This window comes from Serratia sp. root2, from assembly GCF_031931805.1.
Lineage (GTDB): Bacteria > Pseudomonadota > Gammaproteobacteria > Enterobacterales > Enterobacteriaceae > Serratia > Serratia inhibens.
In genome coordinates this window covers 1-18,948 of sequence record NZ_JAUJXB010000010.1, presented here as the reverse complement: position 1 = coordinate 18,948, position 18,948 = coordinate 1, and the positions used below count along the sequence as shown (strand labels likewise).

Below are 18,948 nucleotides of genomic sequence, written 5' to 3'. Positions count from 1 at the left end.
GCTTCCCGAACGGGGATACCTCCGCTTTGTCGGCCAGCATCATTACTCCCTCCGAGCTCCAGACAAGCAATTTTCCCAACTCATCACACTGGTAGGAATTTGCTATGTCTAACGTTAAAAAACCGCGCGCCCGCAAAGAACAGCGCGAAGAAGCCCAGCAGTTTATCGACACTCTGCAGGGTGTATCCTTTCCCAATTCGCACCGCATCTATCTGCAAGGCTCGCGCAGCGATGTCCGGGTCCCCATGCGTGAAATCCAGCTCAGCCCGACGCTGATTGGCGGTGACAAAAACAACCCGCAATACGAGCAGAACGAAGCTATCCCGGTATATGACACCGCCGGCCCGTACGGCGATCCGCAATCCGAGCTCGATGTGCATCGCGGCCTGGCGAAACTGCGCGCCGGCTGGATCGAAGAACGTGGCGATACCGAGGCCCTCAAAGGCGTCAGTTCCGGGTTCACCCAGCAGCGCCTGGCGGACGAAGGACTGGATCATCTACGCTTCGAGCATCTGCCGCAGCCGCGCAAAGCTCAAACCGGCAAATGCGTCACTCAGTTGCACTACGCTCGCGCCGGTATAGTCACGCCAGAAATGGAGTTCATCGCCATCCGCGAAAACATGGGCCGTGAGCGTATCCGCGGTGAAGTGTTGCGCCACCAGCATCCCGGCCAAAGCTGGGGCGCGAACCTGCCGCAAAACATCACGCCGGAATTCGTTCGCCAGGAAGTGGCCGCCGGGCGTGCCATCATCCCCGCCAATATCAACCACCCGGAAGCCGAACCGATGATCATCGGCCGTAACTTTCTGGTGAAGGTCAACGCCAATATCGGCAATTCCGCAGTGACTTCGTCGATTGAAGAAGAAGTGGAGAAGCTGGTGTGGTCCACCCGCTGGGGCGCGGACACCGTGATGGATTTGTCCACCGGCCGCTATATCCACGAAACTCGGGAATGGATCCTGCGCAACAGTCCGGTACCGATCGGCACGGTACCTATCTACCAGGCGCTGGAAAAAGTGAACGGCGTGGCGGAGAACCTGACCTGGGAAATGTTCCGCGATACGCTACTGGAGCAGGCCGAGCAAGGCGTCGACTACTTCACCATCCATGCCGGCGTGCTGCTGCGTTATGTGCCGATGACCGCCAAACGCCTGACCGGCATCGTCTCCCGCGGCGGTTCGATCATGGCCAAATGGTGCCTGTCGCATCATCAGGAAAACTTTCTGTATCAACACTTCCGCGAAATTTGTGAAATCTGCGCCGCCTATGACGTATCGCTGTCGCTGGGTGACGGCCTGCGCCCCGGCTCGATTCAGGACGCCAACGACGAGGCGCAGTTCGCCGAACTGCACACGCTGGGCGAACTGACAAAAATTGCCTGGGAGTATGACGTGCAGGTGATGATCGAGGGCCCTGGCCACGTGCCGATGCAGATGATCCGCCGCAACATGACCGAAGAGTTGGAACATTGCCACGAAGCGCCGTTCTACACCTTGGGCCCGCTGACTACCGATATCGCACCAGGTTATGACCACTTCACCTCCGGCATAGGGGCCGCGATGATCGGCTGGTTCGGCTGCGCCATGCTGTGCTACGTCACGCCGAAGGAACACCTCGGCCTGCCAAACAAAGAAGACGTGAAGCAGGGATTGATCACTTACAAGATTGCCGCCCACGCCGCCGACCTGGCCAAAGGGCATCCGGGCGCGCAAATTCGCGATAACGCCATGTCCAAAGCTCGCTTCGAATTCCGCTGGGAAGATCAATTCAACCTGGCGCTCGATCCCGCCACCGCCCGTGCCTACCACGACGAAACCCTGCCGCAGGAATCCGGAAAAATCGCTCACTTCTGCTCAATGTGCGGGCCGAAGTTCTGCTCGATGAAGATCTCACAAGAGGTCCGAGACTACGCCGCCGCGCAGGAGGCTGCCAAGCCGATAGAGGTGCGGCTAACCGGCATGGAGAAGATGTCAGCCGAGTTCCGCTCACGGGGTAGCGAGTTGTACCACAGCGCCGGCAACCTGCAGGAGGAGATGAACAATGACTGATATCGCCACACCTTTCCCCGCCACGCCGCACAGGCTGGGGTTATACCCGGTCGTCGACAGCGTTGAATGGATTGCGCGCCTGCTGGAGGCCGGCGTGACCACGATCCAGCTGCGCATCAAGGATTTGCCGGATGAACAGGTCGAGGATGACATCGCCGCCGCCATAGCCCTCGGCAAGCACTATCACGCCCGGCTGTTTATCAACGATTACTGGCAACTGGCGATTAAGCACGGCGCCTATGGCGTGCACCTCGGCCAGGAAGATTTGGATACCACCGATCTGGCGGCAATCCATCGGGCAGGATTACGACTTGGCGTATCCACCCATGACGATGCCGAATTAGCACGGGCGATAGCGGTGAAACCTTCCTATATCGCACTGGGACACATCTTCCCAACCCAGACCAAAGAGATGCCTTCCGACCCCCAAGGCTTGGCTGAGCTGAAACGCCATGTCGCCGGACTGGGTGACTATCCAACGGTGGCGATCGGCGGGATCGGGATTGATCGCGTAACGGCGGTGCTGGATTGCGGCGTCGGCAGCGTGGCGGTGGTTAGCGCCATCACCAAGGCGCCGGACTGGCGTGCGGCCACCGCGCAGCTTTTGCAACTGATCGAAGGCAAGGAGTGATTCGATGCTTAACGATCAAGAATTTCTGCGCTACAGCCGCCAACTGCTGCTGGAGGACATAGGTCCGCAAGGCCAGGAAAAGCTTAAACAGGCATCGGTTTTGCTGGTCGGCCTGGGGGGATTAGGTTCCCCCGCCGCACTCTACCTGGCCGCTGCCGGCGTCGGTAAGCTGCTGTTGGCCGATGACGATACGCTGCACATCACTAACCTGCAGCGTCAGGTCCTTTACCGCAGCACCGACGTTTCCAAAAGCAAAGCCGTTCTGGCACAGCGTCAGTTGCAGGCGTTGAACCCGATGGTCGAATCCATCGCGCTGGAACAGCGTTTACAGGGGGAAACCTTGCAAGACGCCGTGAAGCGCGCCGATCTGATCCTGGATTGCAGCGATAACATGACCACCCGCCATGCCGTGAACGCCGCCTGTATCGCCGCCGGCAAACCGCTGATCAGCGGCAGCGCGGTGGGCTTCAGCGGCCAGTTGCTGGTGATTGAACCGCCTTATGCCCACGGCTGCTACGCTTGCCTGTACCCCGAACACACCGAGCCGCAACGCAACTGCCGCACCGCAGGCGTACTCGGCCCCGTAGTCGGCGTCATTGGCACCCTGCAAGCGCTGGAGGCGATAAAAATGCTGGCGGGAATGCCTTCATCACTCAGCGGCAAGTTGCGGTTGTTCGATGGTAAACAGCAAAGCTGGAGTACGTTGCAGCTCAGCCAGGCCAGCACCTGCCCGGTATGCGGAGGCGCAGCATGAAAATCCGGCTGAATGACCAACTGCTGGAGCTGGTGCAACCACTGAGCGTCACCACCCTGCTTGAGCAGTTGGAGCGCCACCAGCCAGGTACCGCTCTGGCTATTAACCAAACTATCATCCCGCGTGCCGACTGGGCTAACCACCAGGTGCAGGACGGTGACGATATCCTGCTGTTTCAAGCGATTGCCGGAGGCTGACATGCTGCAAATCGCCGATACCACCTTTACTTCGCGCCTGTTTACCGGCACCGGCAAATTCGCCACTCCTGCGCTGATGCTGGACGCGCTGCAAACCTCCGGCTCGCAGTTAGTGACCATGGCAATGAGGCGCGTTGACCTGCGTGGTGGCAATGATGCCATTCTTGCGCCGCTGCAACAGTTGGGCGTGCGCCTGCTGCCCAACACGTCCGGTGCCAAAACTGCCGCTGAAGCGGTGTTTGCCGCCCGCTTGGCACGCGAGGCACTTGGCACCCATTGGGTAAAACTGGAAATCCATCCCGACGTGAAATATCTGCTGCCGGACCCGATTGAAACGCTGAAAGCAGCAGAAACGTTGGTAAAAGAGGGCTTTGTGGTGTTGCCCTACTGCGGCGCAGATCCGGTGCTGTGTAAACGGTTGGAAGAAGCCGGTTGCGCGGCGGTGATGCCGCTCGGCGCACCGATAGGCTCCAATCGCGGGCTTCGGACCCGCGACTTCCTGGAAATCATTATCGAACAGGCCAAAGTGCCCGTGGTGGTCGATGCCGGCATCGGTGCGCCAAGCCATGCGCTGGAGGCGATGGAGCTGGGCGCCGATGCGGTGCTGGTGAATACCGCAATCGCCGTGGCCCGTGACCCGGTACAGATGGCGAAGGCATTCCGTTTGGCGCTGGAAGCCGGTGAACTGGCGCGTCAGGCCGGGTTGGGCGGCAGCCAGCGCCATGCCGCCGCCTCCAGCCCGCTGACGGCATTTCTCAGCCAGTCTGAGGAGATGCGATAATGGCCGATGATTTCAGTAGCCGCTGGCAGCAGCTGGATTGGGACGATATTACTTTACGCATCAACAGCAAAACCGCCCGCGACGTGGAGCATGCTCTGCATGCGGACAAGTTGACGCGCGACGATTTCATGGCACTGATCTCCCCTGCCGCCGCCGCATATCTGGAGCCGCTGGCACAGCGCGCCCAACAGCTGACGCGCCAACGCTTTGGCAATGTGGTCGGTTTCTATGTGCCACTGTATCTGTCCAACCTATGCGCCAACGACTGCACCTATTGCGGTTTCTCAATGAGCAATCGTATAAAGCGTAAAACTCTGGATGCCACCGAGATCGAGCGCGAATGCCTGGCGATTAAGACATTGGGTTTCGAGCACCTGTTGCTGGTCACCGGCGAGCACCAGACCAAAGTCGGCATGGACTATTTTCGCCAACATATTCCGGCAATTCGCACCCACTTCAGTTCACTGATGATGGAAGTACAACCGCTGGCGCAGGAAGAATATGAAGAATTGAAAATGCTGGGATTGGACGCTGTGCTGGTGTATCAGGAAACCTATCATCCTGCCACTTACCTGCAACATCATTTGCGCGGCCAGAAACAGGATTTTCACTGGCGGCTGGCTACGCCGGATCGCCTGGGCCGCGCCGGGATCGACAAGATCGGTCTCGGCGCGCTGATTGGGCTGTCCAACAGTTGGCGCACCGACTGCTATATGCTGGCCGAGCACCTGTTCTACCTGCAGCAAACTTACTGGCAGAGCCGTTACTCAATTTCATTCCCACGTCTGCGCCCCTGCGCCGGCGGCATTGAGCCGGCATCAATCATGAGTGAATCGCAGTTAGTACAGTTAATCTGCGCCTTTCGCCTGTTCGCGCCTGACGTAGAGCTTTCTCTGTCTACACGTGAGTCGCCGTTCTTCCGCGATCATATGATCCCGCTGGCGATCAACAGCGTCAGTGCCGGCTCCAAGACCCAGCCCGGCGGCTATGCCGACGATGTACCGCCTGAATTGGAACAGTTCGAACCACACGATGGCCGCACACCGCAGCAGGTGTCACAGGCTATCAGCGCAGCCGGGTTGCAGCCGGTGTGGAAAGACTGGGACGGATATTTGGGGCGTAGCGCGCAGTAATTTGCAATCTTTGCAGCGCGGTTGGAAAAGCCATGGAAGTGCCGCGCAAAGCCTGCCAAGGCTGCTGGTACGGGAAATCAGCGCGGCTATAGTGGCGATGCTGGCTTCCGAATCCGGCACCAGCCGGAGCCGCTATTTTCTGAACGGCTCTGCTTACCAACCCCCGGATCGCGCCGGATACCCTCCCGCGCGACTCCGGGACCTCCCAATGTCTGAATTTTCCCGCATTCTTCTCACCGGTCTTTTGACAAAACAAACTGGTTGGACCACATTTAAAGTCTGATCGCTGAACCGGTCTGATAACTCTGCGGGATAACCACCATGAATCTGTACCTGCGACTGATTTGGGTTTTACTCTCATCGTGCTGGAAGCCACGCATGTCGATGGATGCTTTGACCAACCAACTGGCGACCCGAGTGTGGCTGAATGACATCGACCTCAATTTACATATGAACAACGGCCGCTACATGACGGTATGCGACCTGAACCGGGTCGATTTGTTTATCCGTACCGGCCTGATGGCGTTGATGCTTAAACGGCACTGGTCACCGATCATCAGCCAACACACCATGGATTACAAAAAGGCGCTGCAACCCTTTCAACGCTATCAGGTCAGCATGAGCATTACCCACTGGGACGAGCGCTATTTCTATGCCACCCACACCTTCAGTATCGGAGATCGGATCGTCGCTCAGGGTACCTCGCGGGCGGTGATTTTAGGGCGGGAAGGTGTGGTCGCGCCGGACATGGTGGTAGCAAGCGTTCGGCAATACCAGCAGGCAAAGGGCTTCGCCGGCGTGTGATTCGGGCAAAAAAAAACCGCCCCCGAAGGAGCGGTTTATCTGGCAAGGGCCCGGCATACCGGACCCCAGGGCATATCAACGATTACTCGTCGTTACCGCCCAGGTTACCTGCGTTCAGCAATTCAGCCAGGTTAGCTGTCGCTTCTTCCGCGCTTACCTGCGGAACAACCGGCACTTCGCCCTGTGCTTTACGGCGCATACGATCCTGGTGATAAGCGTAACCGGTACCGGCTGGGATCAGACGGCCCACGATGACGTTCTCTTTCAGGCCACGCAGTTCATCACGCTTACCGGCAACAGCCGCTTCGGTCAGAACGCGCGTCGTTTCCTGGAACGATGCTGCGGAGATGAAGGACTCGGTCGCCAAGGAAGCCTTGGTGATACCCAGCAGATCGCGTGAGAAGGTTGCCTCGATTTTACCTTCAGCAGCAAGCTGACGGTTGGCAATCTTAACGCGAGACACTTCAGCCTGCTCGCCTTCCAGGAACTCGGTGCTACCAGCGCTAACGATGGTGCCTTTGCGCAGCATCTGACGAACGATAACTTCGATGTGTTTATCGTTAATCTTAACGCCTTGCAGACGGTAAACTTCCTGCACTTCGTTGGTGATGTAGCGGGTAACCGCATGCACACCACGAAGGCGCAGAATGTCGTGCGGAGACTCTGGGCCGTCAGAAACAACGTCGCCACGTTCCACAATTTCGCCTTCAAACACGTTGAGCTGACGCCATTTCGGAATCATCTCTTCGTAAGCGTCGCTGCCGTCCAGTGGGGAGATTACCAGGCGACGTTTGCCTTTGGTCTCTTTACCGAACGAGATAATCCCGCTGATTTCAGCCAGGATTGCCGGTTCTTTCGGACGACGTGCTTCGAACAGATCCGCAACGCGTGGCAGACCACCGGTAATATCCTTGGTACCGCCGGATTCCTGAGGAATACGCGCCAGGGTATCACCCGCACCGATCTGAATGCCGTCTTCCAGCTGCACAATCGCTTTGCCTGGCAGGAAGTATTGAGCAGGCATATCAGTACCTGGGATCAATACGTCGTCGCCTTTAGCATCAACGATTTTCAGTGCCGGACGCAGGTCTTTACCGCTACCGGTACGCTCTGCGCTGTCCAATACGACCAGAGAAGACAAACCGGTCAGTTCGTCGGTCTGGCGGGTAATGGTCTGGCCGTCAACCATATCAGCGAAGCGGATGAAACCACTCACTTCGGTGATAACTGGCATGGTGTGCGGATCCCAGTTAGCAACGGTTTCGCCGCCGTTAACTTCTGCACCGTCACCTTTGCCCATCACGGCACCGTAAGGCACTTTGTAGCTTTCTTTGGTACGACCGAATTCGTCGATCAGTTTCAGCTCGGTGTTACGAGAGGTAATCACCAGCTTGCCTGCGGCGTTCATAACGAACTTCACATTGCTCAGCTTCAGCGTACCCTTGTTTTTCACCTGGATGCTGGATTCAGCAGCCGCACGAGATGCCGCACCACCGATGTGGAACGTACGCATCGTCAGCTGTGTACCCGGCTCACCGATTGACTGTGCTGCAATAACGCCGATAGCTTCGCCTTTGTTGATGATGTGACCACGTGCCAGGTCGCGACCATAGCAGTTTGCACACACACCAAAGTCGGTTTCACAGCTAACTACAGAGCGGACTTTAACGCTGTCGACAGAGTTCTCTTCCAACAGGTCACAGGTCTTCTCATGCAACAGCGTGTTGCGTGGAACCAAGATGTCCGCCGTACCCGGCTTGATGACATCTTCTGCAGTCACACGACCCAGAACGCGTTCACGCAGTGGCTCTTTAACGTCGCCACCTTCGATAACCGGGGTCATCGTGATGCCGTTGTGAGTGCCACAGTCGTCTTCGGTAACTACCAGATCCTGCGCCACGTCAACCAGACGACGGGTCAGATAACCGGAGTTAGCCGTTTTCAGTGCGGTATCCGCCAAACCTTTACGAGCACCGTGAGTGGAGATGAAGTACTGGAGTACGTTCAGACCTTCACGGAAGTTCGCGGTGATTGGCGTTTCGATGATGGAGCCGTCCGGCTTCGCCATCAGGCCACGCATACCGGCCAGCTGACGAATCTGAGCGGCGGAACCACGTGCACCGGAGTCGGCCATCATAAAGATGCTGTTGAAGGAAACTTGTTGTTCCACAACGCCGTCACGGTTAACCACGTCTTCAACCGACAGGTTTTCCATCATCGCTTTAGCAACGCGTTCGTTTGCCGCAGCCCAGATATCGATCACTTTGTTGTAACGTTCGCCGGCGGTTACCAAACCAGACTGGAACTGCTCCTGGATCTCGGCAACTTCGGTTTCCGCTTCTTCGATGATCTCCGCTTTCTTGGCTGGGATAACCATGTCATCGATACCTACTGAAGCACCTGAACGGGCTGCATAGGCAAAACCGGTGTACATGATCTGGTCAGCAAAGATAACGGTCGGCTTCAGGCCCAGGATGCGGTAACAGGTGTTCAGCATCTTGGAGATCGCTTTCTTGCCCAAAGGCTGGTTAACGATCGAGTACGGCAGACCTTTTGGCACGATCATCCACAGGATGGCGCGACCAACGGTAGTGTCGATGATCGAAGTCTGGTGTACAGACTCACCTTCGGTGTTTTTGATCTCTTCGGTGATACGCACTTTGACACGCGCATGCAGAGAGGCCAGACCGGCGCGGTAAATACGCTCAGCTTCTTTCGGGCCGCTCAGCACCATGCCTTCGCCTTTGGCGTTAACACAGTCACGGGTCATGTAGTACAGACCCAGTACAACGTCCTGAGAAGGAACGATGATTGGCTCGCCGTTCGCAGGTGACAGGATGTTGTTGGTAGACATCATCAACGCACGCGCTTCCAACTGGGCTTCCAGCGTCAGCGGTACGTGTACAGCCATTTGGTCACCATCGAAGTCGGCGTTGTATGCCGCACAAACCAGCGGGTGCAGCTGGATTGCCTTGCCTTCGATCAGAACCGGTTCAAACGCCTGGATACCCAAACGGTGCAGGGTTGGTGCACGGTTCAGCAGTACCGGGTGTTCGCGGATAACTTCGTCGAGGATGTCCCAGACGACAGCTTCTTCGCGCTCAACCATTTTCTTGGCGGCTTTGATGGTGGTGGCCAGGCCACGCAGTTCCAGCTTGCCGTAGATGAACGGTTTGAACAGCTCCAGCGCCATTTTCTTAGGCAGGCCACACTGATGCAGACGCAGGTATGGACCTACGGTGATTACAGAACGACCGGAGTAGTCAACACGTTTACCCAACAGGTTCTGACGGAAACGACCCTGCTTACCTTTGATCATATCGGCCAAAGATTTCAGAGGACGTTTGTTGGAACCGGTGATCGCACGACCGCGACGGCCGTTATCCAGCAGGGCATCTACCGCTTCTTGCAGCATACGCTTTTCGTTGCGCACGATGATGTCAGGCGCGGCCAGATCCAGCAGGCGTTTCAGACGGTTGTTACGGTTGATTACGCGGCGGTACAGATCGTTCAGATCTGAAGTCGCGAAACGACCACCATCCAGCGGAACCAGCGGACGCAGATCCGGTGGCAGTACCGGCAGCACGGTCAGGATCATCCACTCTGGCTTGTTGCCAGACTGCACGAACGCTTCCAGCAGCTTGATACGCTTGGTCAGCTTCTTGCGCTTGGTTTCGGAGTTGGTTTCGTTCAGTTCTTCACGCAGCTGTTCGCATTCCGCTTCCAGATCCATGTTTTTCAACAGGGCCTGAATAGCTTCCGCACCCATCTTCGCGTCGAATTCGTCACCGAACTCTTCCAGCGCATCCAGATACTGCTCTTCAGTCAGGATCTGACGACGCTCGAGGTTGGTCATACCGCCTTCAACAACCACATAGGATTCGAAGTACAGTACACGTTCGATGTCACGCAGCGGCATATCCAGCAGCAAACCGATGCGCGAAGGCAGCGATTTCAGGAACCAGATATGTGCAGTCGGTGATGCCAGCTCGATGTGGCCCATGCGCTCACGGCGCACTTTGGTCTGGGTCACTTCAACGCCGCACTTCTCACAGATCACGCCGCGGTGTTTTAAGCGCTTGTACTTACCGCACAGGCACTCATAGTCTTTTACCGGCCCAAAGATACGGGCGCAGAAAAGGCCGTCACGTTCTGGTTTGAACGTACGGTAGTTAATGGTTTCCGGCTTCTTAACTTCACCGAACGACCACGAACGGATCATATCTGGCGATGCCAGAGCAATCTTGATCGCATCAAACTCTTCGGTCTTAGTTTGCGCTTTCAGAAACTTCAATAAGTCTTTCACGGATTGGCTCCTGTCGGAGTTAAACCTGTTGGGCGCACGCTGACAAATCGCGCGCCCGTGTGACCTGAACAACCACCCTCAGGCTCCCTAAGGCCGGGAGCCTGAGCCGGAAAAACGATTACTCGTCTTCCAGTTCGATGTTGATACCGAGCGAGCGGATTTCTTTCAACAGTACGTTGAAGGACTCCGGCATGCCTGGTTCCATGCGGTGATCGCCATCCACGATGTTTTTGTACATCTTGGTACGGCCGTTAACGTCATCCGACTTAACGGTGAGCATTTCCTGCAAGGTGTAAGCTGCGCCGTATGCTTCCAGTGCCCACACTTCCATCTCACCGAAGCGTTGACCACCGAACTGCGCCTTACCACCCAGCGGTTGCTGAGTAACCAAGCTGTAAGAACCGGTTGAACGGGCGTGCATTTTATCGTCAACCAAGTGGTTCAGTTTCAGCATGTACATATAGCCAACGGTAACCTGGCGCTCGAACTGCTCACCGGTACGGCCATCGAACAGCGTAATCTGACCGGAGGTTGGGATTCCGCCCATTTCCAGCAGTTGCTTGATTTCAGTCTCTTTCGCACCATCGAACACCGGCGTGGCGATTGGCATACCTTTTTTCAGGTTCTCTGCCAGACGCAGTACTTCGTCGTCGGTGAAGGTGTTCAGGTCAACTTTCTGGCAGACATCGTCGCCCAGATCGTAAGCCTTCTGAATGAACTCACGCAGCTTGGCCACTTCCTGATGCTGCTTCAGCATTTGGTTGATCTTCTCACCAATACCTTTCGCAGCCATACCCAAGTGGGTTTCCAGGATCTGACCGATGTTCATACGTGATGGTACGCCCAACGGGTTCAGTACGATGTCAACCGGCGTGCCGTTTTCATCGTAAGGCATATCTTCGATCGGGTTGATCTTGGAGATAACACCCTTGTTACCGTGGCGGCCTGCCATCTTGTCACCCGGTTGAATCTGACGCTTAACAGCCAGATAAACCTTAACGATTTTCAGCACGCCTGGTGCCAGGTCATCGCCTTGGGTGATCTTACGACGCTTGGCGTCCAGCTTCTTCTCGAAGTCGGATTTCAGCTCGTCGTACTGCTCTGCCAGCTGTTCCAGCTGGTTTTGCTTCTCTTCGTCGGTCAGGCCCAGTTCCAGCCAGCGATCGCGTGGCAGTTTGCTCAGCTTCTCGGCTTCAACGCCACCGGCAACCAACACCGCATGGATACGTGCAAACAGGCCGGCTTCCAGGATCTGCAGTTCTTCAGTCAGGTCTTTCTTCGCCTGCTTCAGCTGCATTTCTTCGATTTCCAACGCACGCTTGTCTTTTTCCACGCCATCGCGAGTAAAGACCTGCACGTCGATAACCGTACCGGAAACGCCGTTTGGTACACGCAGAGAAGAGTCTTTAACGTCAGACGCTTTCTCACCGAAGATCGCGCGCAGCAGCTTCTCTTCTGGGGTCAGTTGGGTTTCACCTTTCGGCGTCACCTTGCCCACCAGAATGTCGCCACCGGTCACTTCAGCACCGATATACACGATACCGGATTCATCCAGTTTGGAGAGCGCAGCCTCACCCACGTTAGGGATGTCGGCAGTGATCTCTTCAGGCCCCAGCTTGGTGTCGCGAGACACGCACGCCAGTTCCTGGATGTGGATGGTAGTGAAGCGATCTTCCTGAACCACACGCTCGGACACCAAGATGGAGTCTTCGAAGTTGTAACCGTTCCACGGCATGAACGCCACGCGCATGTTCTGGCCCAGCGCCAGTTCACCCAGATCCGTGGACGGGCCATCTGCCAGCACGTCGCCGCGCTCGATTGGCTCACCCAGGTTCACGCACGGCATCTGGTTGATGCAGGTGTTCTGGTTAGAACGGGTGTACTTGGTCAGGTTATAAATATCGATACCTGCTTCGCCCGCGTGCATCTCGTCTTCGTTAACTTTGATAACGATACGGGAAGCATCGACGTACTGGATCACACCGCCACGTTTGGCTACGGCAGTAACACCGGAGTCAACCGCTACAGCACGTTCCATACCGGTACCTACCAGCGGCTTGTCAGCACGCAGAGTAGGAACCGCCTGACGTTGCATGTTCGCACCCATCAATGCACGGTTGGCGTCATCGTGTTCCAGGAATGGAATCAGTGAAGCACCAACGGAGACAACCTGCTGGGTTGATACGTCCATATAGTCAACCTGATCGCGGCTAAACAGGCTTGATTCGCCTTTGCTACGACAGGTGACCAGGTCTTCTACGAAGCGGCCGTCATCATCCAGGTTGGAGTTCGCCTGAGCGATAACGAAATTGCCTTCTTCAATAGCAGACAGGTAGTTGATTTCATCGGTAACCAGGCCGTCACGCACGCGGCGGTACGGGGTTTCCAGGAAGCCATACTCGTTGGTCTGTGCGTACACGGACAAGGAGTTGATCAGGCCGATGTTTGGACCTTCCGGCGTTTCGATTGGGCACACGCGACCGTAGTGAGTCGGGTGTACGTCTCGAACTTCAAAGCCGGCGCGTTCACGGGTCAGACCGCCTGGGCCCAATGCAGAGATACGGCGTTTGTGCGTAATCTCGGACAACGGGTTGTTCTGGTCCATAAACTGAGACAGCTGGCTGGAGCCGAAGAACTCTTTCACCGCCGCCGAAATCGGCTTGGCGTTGATCATGTCCTGAGGCATCAGGGTATCCAGATCACCCAGGGACAGACGTTCTTTAACCGCACGCTCAACACGCACCAGACCTACACGGAACTGGTTCTCAGCCATTTCGCCGACGGAACGAATACGACGGTTGCCCAAGTGGTCGATGTCGTCCACTTCGCCTTTACCGTTACGGATATCGATGAGCTTCTTCATCACTTCAATGATGTCGTCTTTGCTCAGGATGCCCGAACCTTCGATCTCGTCACGCAGCAGAGAACGGTTGAACTTCATACGGCCAACCGCGGACAGATCGTAGCGGTCTTCAGAGAAGAACAGGTTCTCGAACAGGCTTTCGGCAGCTTCGCGCGTTGGCGGCTCACCAGGGCGCATCATGCGGTAGATTTCTACCAGTGCGCTCAAACGATCGCTGGTTGGGTCGACACGTATAGTCTCAGAGATATACGCACCGTGATCCAAATCGTTGGTGAACAGCGTTTCGATACGTTTGTGGCCAGACTGGCTCAGTTTGGCCAGCAGATCCAGCGACAGCTCCATGTTGGCTGCGCAGATCAGCTCACCGGTATTGGTATCGATATAGTCCTTCGCGACCACTTTGCCCGCAATGTACTCAACCGGTACTTCAATACTCTGAATTTCGTCTTTTTCGAGCTGACGGATATGACGAGCGGTGATACGACGGCCTTTCTCAATGTAGATCTTGCCGTTGGCTTCGATATCGAACGAAGCAGTCTCACCACGCAGACGTTCTGGAACCAGCTCCATCTGCAGCTTGTTATCACGGATCTCGAATACAACTTTCGCAAAGAACAGGTCAAGGATCTGCTCAGTGGTGAATTGCAGCGCGCGCAGAATGATGGTCGCAGGCAGTTTGCGGCGACGGTCAATACGCACGAACAGGTTGTCTTTCGGGTCAAACTCGAAATCCAACCATGAACCGCGGTAAGGGATGATACGTGCGTTATAAAGCACTTTACCCGAGGAGTGGGTTTTACCCTTATCGCTGTCAAAGAATACGCCAGGACTACGGTGAAGCTGAGATACGATAACCCTCTCAGTACCGTTGATCACAAAGGTACCGTTTTCGGTCATGAGCGGAATTTCGCCCATATAGACTTCTTGTTCCTTGATGTCTTTGACCGTACCTTCCGGAGCTTCGCGCTCATAGATTACCAGGCGCAGTTTTACGCGCAGCGGTGCGGAGTACGTCACACCACGGATCTGGCACTCTTTGACGTCGAACACCGGCTCACCAAGACGGTAGCTAACGTATTGCAGCTCCGAATTGCCACTGTAGCTCTGGATAGGGAAAACAGAACGGAATGCGGCTTCAAGGCCGTACTGCCCTTCTGGATCTTGCTCGATAAACTTCTGGAACGAGTCAAGCTGGATAGAAAGGAGATATGGTATGTCCAGAACTTGTGGACGCTTACCAAAATCCTTACGAATACGTTTTTTCTCGGTATAGGAGTAAACCATAGGGTTCCTCAGCTCGCTGATCAGTGACCCAATCTGTCCGTCCGGATAAAGGACGGTTCATGCAACACCATTTTGTGGATCGGAAAGCGGGAACACTTTCCGCAATACTCGTTTCTATCACGCTTAAATCATTTCATCGCGCTGTGCGACAGATTGTGCTGCGGCAGGGAGGAGCGATATATTAAGTCGTCGATAGAAAGAAATATTGGGGTTAGCCAGTAGCCAAACAGTGTGAAACTCTACTGACGCCCTACAGCGCAAAAAGGCTGGCGACCAAAAAGTCACCAGCCATCAGTCTGTTAAGTCAGACTGCACTCTGAAAAGTTAAAATTACTTAACTTCAACAGAAGCGCCAGCTTCTTCCAGAGCTTTTTTCAGTGCTTCAGCGTCGTCTTTGCTGATGCCTTCTTTCAGTACTGCTGGAGCAGATTCTACCAGGTCTTTGGCTTCTTTCAGGCCCAGACCGGTTGCGCCACGTACTGCTTTGATAACTGCAACCTTGTTGCCGCCGATAGCAGACAGAACAACGTCGAATTCAGTTTTTTCTTCAACAACTTCAGCAGCAGCAGCAGGACCTGCAGCTACAGCAGCAGCAGAAACACCGAACTTCTCTTCCATAGCGGCGATCAGTTCAACGATTTCCATTACAGACAGAGCTGCAACGCCTTCGATAATTTGGTCTTTAGTGATAGACATAACAAAAGTTCCTAAGATTCAGAAATAGTTTAAATACGTAAGCAACGGATAAGAAAGAGGGCTTATGCCGCTTCTTTCTGATCGCGCAGTGCAGCCAGAGTGCGAACCAATTTGCCAGCAGCGGCTTCTTTCATGGTTGCCATCAGGCGTGCGATTGCTTCATCGTAAGTAGGCAGAGTTGCCAAGCGGTCAATTTGTGCCGCAGGGATCAGCTCACCTTCAAAGGCCGCAGCTTTAATCTCGAACTTTGCATTCGCTTTCGCGAAATCTTTGAACAGACGAGCAGCAGCGCCCGGGTGTTCATGAGAAAATGCAATCAAGGTAGGACCGACAAACGTGTCTTTCAGGCATTCGAATGGAGTGCCTTCAACTACGCGACGCATCAGGGTGTTACGAACAACACGCATGTAAACGCCAGCTTCACGACCTGCTTTACGCAGTTCAGTCATTTTATCAACGGTAACGCCACGGGAATCCGCAACAACCGCAGACAGCGCGCCTTTGGCTACTTCGTTGACTTCAGCAACAATCGCTTGTTTGTCTTGAAGATTTAATGCCATTAGCTTTTTGCTCCTGGATTTAGCCGGGGGAAATCCCCGGCACTCACATCACTCAACACCTTGTGATAAATCACGCGGCGAGAGCGTTCAAACACGGTGAGCAGAATCCAGCAAAGACAATTTAAAATTTTCTTTAGGCTCTGTCACCGTCTACGCAGGAAGGATTAAGTACCTTTACGATACACCTGCGGTCTTGGACGGAGGCCTGGATAGGCCAGGCTCCAACCGAAAAATCTTTGTTCCGCTGATGGCTATTACCAATAGCGAAACCTTGGGGGATAAGATTCTAGACAAATCTTAGCCCCAAGTCAAAGCGATAATCGCAAGGCGATTAGTTCGCTACAGCAGTCAGGCCGCTTTGATCGATAGCAACGCCAGCACCCATGGTGGTGGAGAGGCTAACTTTCTTGATGTACACGCCTTTAGCCTGAGATGGTTTTGCTTTTTTCAGCGCAACCAGCAGAGCTTCCAGGTTTTCTTTCAGCTTGTCTGACTCGAAATCAACCTTACCGATAGTGGTATGGATGATGCCGTTTTTGTCGTTACGGTAACGAACCTGACCTGCTTTAGCGTTTTTCACTGCTTCAGCAACGTTCGGAGTAACGGTACCCACTTTCGGGTTTGGCATCAGGCCACGTGGACCCAAGATCTGGCCCAGTTGACCAACAACGCGCATTGCATCAGGAGAAGCAATAACAACGTCGAAGTTCATTTCGCCTTTCTTGATCTGGTCTGCCAGATCTTCCATACCTACCAGCTCTGCGCCAGCAGCTTTAGCTGCTTCAGCGTTAGGGCCTTGGGCAAATACGGCAACGCGAACGGAACGACCGGTGCCGTTTGGCAGAACGGTAGCGCCACGAACGTTTTGGTCAGATTTACGAGCGTCGATGCCGAGGTTAACAGCAACGTCAACGCTTTCTACGAATTTAGCGGTGGCCAGCTCTTTCAGCAGAGCAACAGCTTCGGTGATGTCATACTGTTTAGTAGCATCAACTTTGTCACGGATCACGCGCATGCGCTTGGTCAGCTTAGCCATTTCTTAATCCTCCACTACCAGGCCCATGGAACGAGCAGTACCTTCGATGGAGCGAGTCATCGCTTCAACGTTAGAACCAGTCATGTCCGCAGCTTTGGTTTCTGCGATTTCACGTACCTGAGCACTAGTCACTTTACCTACTTTGTCTTTGTTCGGCTTGCCTGAACCAGACTTGATACCAGCCGCTTTTTTCAGCAGAACTGCTGCTGGCGGAGTTTTGGTAACGAAAGTGAAGGAACGGTCAGAATAAACAGTAATAACAACCGGAATCGGCAGGCCTTTCTCAACGCTGTCAGTCTTAGCATTGAATGCCTTACAGAATTCCATGATGTTAACGCCTTGCTGACCCAGAGCTGGACCAACTGGCGGACTTGGGTTCGCCATACCGGCTGCAACTTGCAGCTTAACGTAGGCTTGTACTTTCTTGGCCATTTACAATTCCTCGGTTTGGGTAATAACGCCTCACAAGAGGCTCCCCGTGTTTCACCTCGCTCAACGAGCAAGGTCTATAAAAACAAAAGGCGCGAAATTATAGTTCAATTTCGCGCCTCTGACAAGCGACAAAAGCCACTTATCGCTGATTAATTGATCAGCCTTTTTCAACCTGAGCAAAGTCCAGTTCCACCGGCGTTGCACGCCCAAAGATGGAGACAGAAACTTTCAGGCGACTCTTCTCGTAGTCCACTTCTTCAACAACACCGTTGAAGTCAGCGAATGGACCATCGTTAACGCGGACCAGTTCACCCGGTTCGAACAGCGTTTTAGGACGCGGCTTATCACCAACCTGCTGCAGGCGGTTCATGATCGCATCAACTTCTTTATCGCTGATCGGCGCCGGACGGTCAGAGGTGCCGCCGATGAAACCCATTACGCGTGGAACGCTGCGCACCAAGTGCCAGCTGGCATCGTTCATCACCATCTGAACCAGCACATAACCCGGGAAGAATTTGCGCTCGCTTTTACGGCGTTGACCACCACGGATTTCAACAACCTCTTCCGTAGGAACCATGACCTCGCCGAACAGTTCTTCCATATCGTGCAATTTGATATGCTCACGCAGCGATTGCGCTACGCGACCTTCAAAACCGGAAAACGCCTGAACGACGTACCAACGTTTTTTTGGGGCTTCAGACATTTTAGAACCTCAGGCCAGTAATAAACGATACCAGACGGACCAGAATACCATCCAGCCCCCACAGAATCAGTGACATCACGGCAGTTACCGCAGCAACGATCAACGTGGTATGTAGCGTTTCCTGACGAGTTGGCCAAATCACTTTACGCACTTCAGTACGCGCTTCGCGCGCGAACGCAACGGTAGCTTTGCCTTTGGTGGTCATCAGCGCCACTGCGCCCGCAATGGCAATAACCACTACGACGGCCAGCGCACGTAATGGCAGGCTGAAATCACGGTAGTAATAGTTACCGACAATAGCCACAACCAACAGAATGGCAACGGTCACCCACTTTGCCGCTTCCAGGCCGCGCCCGCTCCCTTGAGCCTCGGTATTCGCACTCATAAACCAACCTGTCACAATGAATTCAGAACAGACAACTTTGCCTCGCACAGCGAGGCAAACCAAACCGATCAGATGCTGCTTCGGCAGTATCCCGGTGTTTTACGCTATGACGTATCTCAGTCAATACGGTTTTAAGAGCCCATCTCACCAATGATTATGACTGCAAAATCGCTGATGAGATAGGTTCTAGTTCACAGCGTAGAAAAAGGGCATCAAATGATGCCCTTTTACCGCGTGTCGCGTCAAATATTATCAGCGATTAAGCGATAACTTTAGCAACAACACCAGCGCCAACAGTACGGCCGCCTTCACGGATTGCGAAACGCAGGCCGTCA

Annotated in this window: 15 protein-coding genes and 1 pseudogene; 7 read left to right on the top strand and 9 right to left on the bottom strand. The window is 54.6% G+C overall.

Going from position 1 to position 18,948, the window contains the following annotated elements; genetic code table 11:
• Positions 1 to 104: 104 nt before the first annotated feature.
• The 7 genes from thiC (at position 105) to QZQ97_RS24015 (ending at position 6,348) form a co-directional block, all read left to right on the top strand.
• Positions 105 to 2,048, top strand: coding sequence for a phosphomethylpyrimidine synthase ThiC (gene thiC, locus QZQ97_RS24045; RefSeq protein ID WP_311995467.1), 1,944 nt, complete (start codon positions 105 to 107; stop codon positions 2,046 to 2,048).
• The gene (thiE, locus tag QZQ97_RS24040) at positions 2,041 to 2,679 is read left to right on the top strand and encodes a thiamine phosphate synthase (RefSeq protein ID WP_311995466.1); all 639 of its coding nucleotides are present in this window, start codon (positions 2,041 to 2,043) and stop codon (positions 2,677 to 2,679) included. Before thiC ends, thiE begins: the two co-directional genes overlap by 8 nt.
• A 4-nt stretch (positions 2,680 to 2,683) precedes the next feature.
• A complete protein-coding gene (locus QZQ97_RS24035) occupies positions 2,684 to 3,433 on the top strand; it encodes a HesA/MoeB/ThiF family protein (RefSeq protein WP_311995465.1) in 750 nt (249 codons plus the stop codon).
• A complete protein-coding gene (gene thiS / locus QZQ97_RS24030; protein WP_311995464.1) occupies positions 3,430 to 3,630 on the top strand; it encodes a sulfur carrier protein ThiS in 201 nt (66 codons plus the stop codon). Before QZQ97_RS24035 ends, thiS begins: the two co-directional genes overlap by 4 nt.
• A 1-nt stretch (position 3,631) precedes the next feature.
• Positions 3,632 to 4,411, top strand: coding sequence for a thiazole synthase (locus QZQ97_RS24025; protein ID WP_311995463.1), 780 nt, complete (start codon positions 3,632 to 3,634; stop codon positions 4,409 to 4,411).
• Positions 4,411 to 5,544, top strand: coding sequence for a 2-iminoacetate synthase ThiH (gene thiH / locus QZQ97_RS24020; protein ID WP_311995462.1), 1,134 nt, complete (start codon positions 4,411 to 4,413; stop codon positions 5,542 to 5,544). Before QZQ97_RS24025 ends, thiH begins: the two co-directional genes overlap by 1 nt.
• Before the next feature lie 378 nt (positions 5,545 to 5,922).
• Complete coding sequence (locus tag QZQ97_RS24015) at positions 5,923 to 6,348, top strand: thioesterase family protein (protein ID WP_311995461.1); 426 nt, start codon at positions 5,923 to 5,925, stop codon at positions 6,346 to 6,348.
• 82 nt (positions 6,349 to 6,430) lie between these two features.
• Here the strand turns inward: QZQ97_RS24015 and rpoC are convergent, their stop codons facing one another.
• The 9 genes and pseudogenes from rpoC to QZQ97_RS23970 all read right to left on the bottom strand — a co-directional run.
• Positions 6,431 to 10,654 carry a DNA-directed RNA polymerase subunit beta' gene (gene rpoC, locus QZQ97_RS24010; RefSeq protein ID WP_065505745.1) on the bottom strand — a complete coding sequence of 1,408 codons (4,224 nt, stop codon included), beginning with the start codon at positions 10,652 to 10,654 and terminating at the stop codon, positions 6,431 to 6,433.
• 118 nt (positions 10,655 to 10,772) lie between these two features.
• Entirely contained in the window at positions 10,773 to 14,801 is a 4,029-nt protein-coding gene (gene rpoB, locus QZQ97_RS24005) for a DNA-directed RNA polymerase subunit beta (RefSeq protein WP_065505744.1), read from the bottom strand.
• Positions 14,802 to 15,131: 330 nt separating this feature from the next.
• Positions 15,132 to 15,497: a 50S ribosomal protein L7/L12 gene (rplL, locus tag QZQ97_RS24000; protein ID WP_006323137.1), complete on the bottom strand. Its 366-nt coding sequence runs from the start codon at positions 15,495 to 15,497 to the stop codon at positions 15,132 to 15,134.
• Positions 15,498 to 15,559: 62 nt separating this feature from the next.
• The gene (rplJ, locus tag QZQ97_RS23995) at positions 15,560 to 16,057 is read right to left on the bottom strand and encodes a 50S ribosomal protein L10 (RefSeq protein ID WP_006323136.1); all 498 of its coding nucleotides are present in this window, start codon (positions 16,055 to 16,057) and stop codon (positions 15,560 to 15,562) included.
• Positions 16,058 to 16,388: 331 nt separating this feature from the next.
• Positions 16,389 to 17,093, bottom strand: a complete 705-nt coding sequence (gene rplA, locus QZQ97_RS23990; protein ID WP_012004742.1) for a 50S ribosomal protein L1 — start codon at positions 17,091 to 17,093, stop codon at positions 16,389 to 16,391.
• Positions 17,094 to 17,096: 3 nt separating this feature from the next.
• A complete protein-coding gene (rplK, locus tag QZQ97_RS23985) occupies positions 17,097 to 17,525 on the bottom strand; it encodes a 50S ribosomal protein L11 (protein WP_006323135.1) in 429 nt (142 codons plus the stop codon).
• A 157-nt stretch (positions 17,526 to 17,682) separates the two neighbouring features.
• Complete coding sequence (gene nusG / locus QZQ97_RS23980) at positions 17,683 to 18,228, bottom strand: transcription termination/antitermination protein NusG (protein ID WP_004953928.1); 546 nt, start codon at positions 18,226 to 18,228, stop codon at positions 17,683 to 17,685.
• Position 18,229: 1 nt separating this feature from the next.
• Entirely contained in the window at positions 18,230 to 18,613 is a 384-nt protein-coding gene (gene secE, locus QZQ97_RS23975) for a preprotein translocase subunit SecE (protein ID WP_126527376.1), read from the bottom strand.
• Between the two features lie 259 nt (positions 18,614 to 18,872).
• A pseudogene (locus QZQ97_RS23970) lies at positions 18,873 to 18,948 on the bottom strand (EF-Tu/IF-2/RF-3 family GTPase); the annotation flags it as partial.

Excerpts from the sequence above, each read along its gene's own strand:
- rplK (WP_006323135.1), bottom strand. The coding sequence starts at position 17,525 with ATGGCCAAGAAAGTACAAGCCTACGTTAAGCTGCAAGTTGCAGCCGGT.
- nusG (WP_004953928.1), bottom strand. The coding sequence starts at position 18,228 with ATGTCTGAAGCCCCAAAAAAACGTTGGTACGTCGTTCAGGCGTTTTCC.
- QZQ97_RS24025 (WP_311995463.1), top strand. The coding sequence starts at position 3,632 with ATGCTGCAAATCGCCGATACCACCTTTACTTCGCGCCTGTTTACCGGC.
- QZQ97_RS24015 (WP_311995461.1), top strand. The coding sequence starts at position 5,923 with ATGTCGATGGATGCTTTGACCAACCAACTGGCGACCCGAGTGTGGCTG.
- thiC (WP_311995467.1), top strand. The coding sequence starts at position 105 with ATGTCTAACGTTAAAAAACCGCGCGCCCGCAAAGAACAGCGCGAAGAA.
- rplJ (WP_006323136.1), bottom strand. The coding sequence starts at position 16,057 with ATGGCATTAAATCTTCAAGACAAACAAGCGATTGTTGCTGAAGTCAAC.
- thiH (WP_311995462.1), top strand. The coding sequence starts at position 4,411 with ATGGCCGATGATTTCAGTAGCCGCTGGCAGCAGCTGGATTGGGACGAT.
- QZQ97_RS24035 (WP_311995465.1), top strand. The coding sequence starts at position 2,684 with ATGCTTAACGATCAAGAATTTCTGCGCTACAGCCGCCAACTGCTGCTG.
- rpoB (WP_065505744.1), bottom strand. The coding sequence starts at position 14,801 with ATGGTTTACTCCTATACCGAGAAAAAACGTATTCGTAAGGATTTTGGT.
- secE (WP_126527376.1), bottom strand. The coding sequence starts at position 18,613 with ATGAGTGCGAATACCGAGGCTCAAGGGAGCGGGCGCGGCCTGGAAGCG.
- rplL (WP_006323137.1), bottom strand. The coding sequence starts at position 15,497 with ATGTCTATCACTAAAGACCAAATTATCGAAGGCGTTGCAGCTCTGTCT.
- rplA (WP_012004742.1), bottom strand. The coding sequence starts at position 17,093 with ATGGCTAAGCTGACCAAGCGCATGCGCGTGATCCGTGACAAAGTTGAT.
- thiS (WP_311995464.1), top strand. The coding sequence starts at position 3,430 with ATGAAAATCCGGCTGAATGACCAACTGCTGGAGCTGGTGCAACCACTG.
- thiE (WP_311995466.1), top strand. The coding sequence starts at position 2,041 with ATGACTGATATCGCCACACCTTTCCCCGCCACGCCGCACAGGCTGGGG.